Origin of the sequence: Rhizobium giardinii bv. giardinii H152 (assembly GCF_000379605.1) — a bacterium.
Classification (GTDB): domain Bacteria; phylum Pseudomonadota; class Alphaproteobacteria; order Rhizobiales; family Rhizobiaceae; genus Pararhizobium; species Pararhizobium giardinii.
The window spans coordinates 1-1647 of the sequence record NZ_KB902752.1 but is presented as its reverse complement, the minus strand read 5'-3'; the positions used below and the strand labels follow the sequence as shown (position 1 = coordinate 1647).

The 1647-nt window shown below is 58.3% G+C and carries 3 protein-coding genes; all 3 read right to left on the bottom strand.

Going from position 1 to position 1647, the window contains the following annotated elements:
• The coding region (locus tag A3AY_RS0133020) for an AAA family ATPase (protein ID WP_026204085.1) at nucleotides 1-640 on the bottom strand (640 nt) is incomplete at its 3' end.
• Nucleotides 641-654: 14 nt separating this feature from the next.
• Nucleotides 655-1050: a ribulose bisphosphate carboxylase small subunit gene (locus A3AY_RS0133015; RefSeq protein ID WP_018329942.1), complete on the bottom strand. Its 396-nt coding sequence runs from the start codon at nucleotides 1048-1050 to the stop codon at nucleotides 655-657.
• Between the two features lie 10 nt (nucleotides 1051-1060).
• Nucleotides 1061-1647: RuBisCO large subunit C-terminal-like domain-containing protein (locus A3AY_RS0133010; protein ID WP_018329941.1), on the bottom strand; the 587-nt coding region annotated here is incomplete at its 5' end.

Genomic DNA, 1647 nt, shown 5'->3' with positions numbered 1-1647 from the left:
TTGACAGGAGCTCCGGCTCTTCATAATCGGGGAAGTCTATGTGGTGGGCGATGCGCGAGCGGAAGCCGGGGTTGCTTTCGTAGAATTTGTCCATCCGGTCGGCATAGCCGGCCAAGATGACCACCAGATCGTCGCGATTATTCTCCATGACCTGCAGCAGGATTTCGATGGCTTCCTGCCCATAATCGCGTTCATTATCCGGCTTGTAGAGATAGTAGGCCTCATCAATGAACAGCACGCCCCCCATAGCGCGTTTTAAGACTTCGCGGGTTTTTGGTGCCGTGTGGCCGATATACTGGCCGACCAGGTCATCGCGCGTGACGGAAACGAGATGGCCTTTGCGCACATAGCCCAAGCGGTGTAGCAGGTTTGCCATACGCAGAGCGACGGTGGTTTTGCCGGTGCCGGGATTGCCGGTGAAGCTCATGTGCAAGGTCGGCGTTTCGTGGCTGAGACCCATGGCCTTGCGGGCGCGCTCTACAAGGAGCAACGCCGCCGTTTCGCGGATGCGCTGCTTGACGGGAGCAAGGCCGACCAACTCCCGGTCGAGCTCAGCGAGAATTTCGGCAACGCCGGACGAGCGGTATTCTTGTCCGAGATCGACGCTGGTGACGACTTCGCTTTCGCCGGGAGTGGTCATGCTTTTGTCCTTGTTCAGGAATTGCGCGCGGTTGCCCAAGAGTAGGTCTGCGAGCGGCCGTTGGTGTCGGTGCGCGTCAGCTTCAGTTTCGGCTCATTGGCAGGGCGGTTGACGATGAACGACATGGTGATGGATTCGACCGCACGGGTGTTGTCGAAGGCATTGATGCGGATATAGTCGTCGCCATGCACTCTGCGGCATGCCTCCAGTTCCATCATCACGCCCTTGGCGTCCTTCAGGTCGAACATCGGGTTGCCCCACATTCCCCAATAGGTGTTACGGGGGTGCGGATCATCGGTATATTCGACCCCGATGGCCCAGCCCTTGCGCAGGCAATATTCGACCTGTGTGGAGATCTGATCATCTGTCAGATCCGGCAGAAATGAAAAACATCCTTGAGTGATACGCATTGATTTATCCTCACATGCTGACGGAAGGCATCGGGGTGAAATCCGATGTATCGGTTGAGGTGTAGTTGAAGGAAATATTGCCCCATGTATCCAGCGCTGCTTCCAGCGGCTTGCACCATTTGGCGGCAGCGCGGAGAATTTCCGGTCCCTCGACGGCAATGTTGCGGCCTTCGTTGCGGGAAAAGACCATGGCTTCCAGCGCCACGCGGTTGGCCTGCGCGCCCGCCTGAATGCCCATCGGATGGCCAATCGTGCCGCCGCCGAATTGCAAGACAACGTCATCACCGAAGAGATCCAAGAGCTGGTGCATCTGCCCCGCATGAATGCCGCCGGAGGCAACCGGCATGACCTTGAGCATATCGCCCCAGTCCTGCTCGAAGAAGATACCGCGTTGCAGATCGACCGCGTTCTTCTGCTCGCGCAAGACGTTGTAGTAGCCCTGCACTGTCATCGGGTCGCCTTCCAGCTTGCCGACGGCAGTGCCCGCATGGAGATGATCGACGCCGGCAAGGCGCAGCCATTTGGCGATGACACGGAAGGAAATGCCGTGGTTCTTCTGGCGCGTATAGGTGCCGTGACCCGCACGGTGCATGTGCA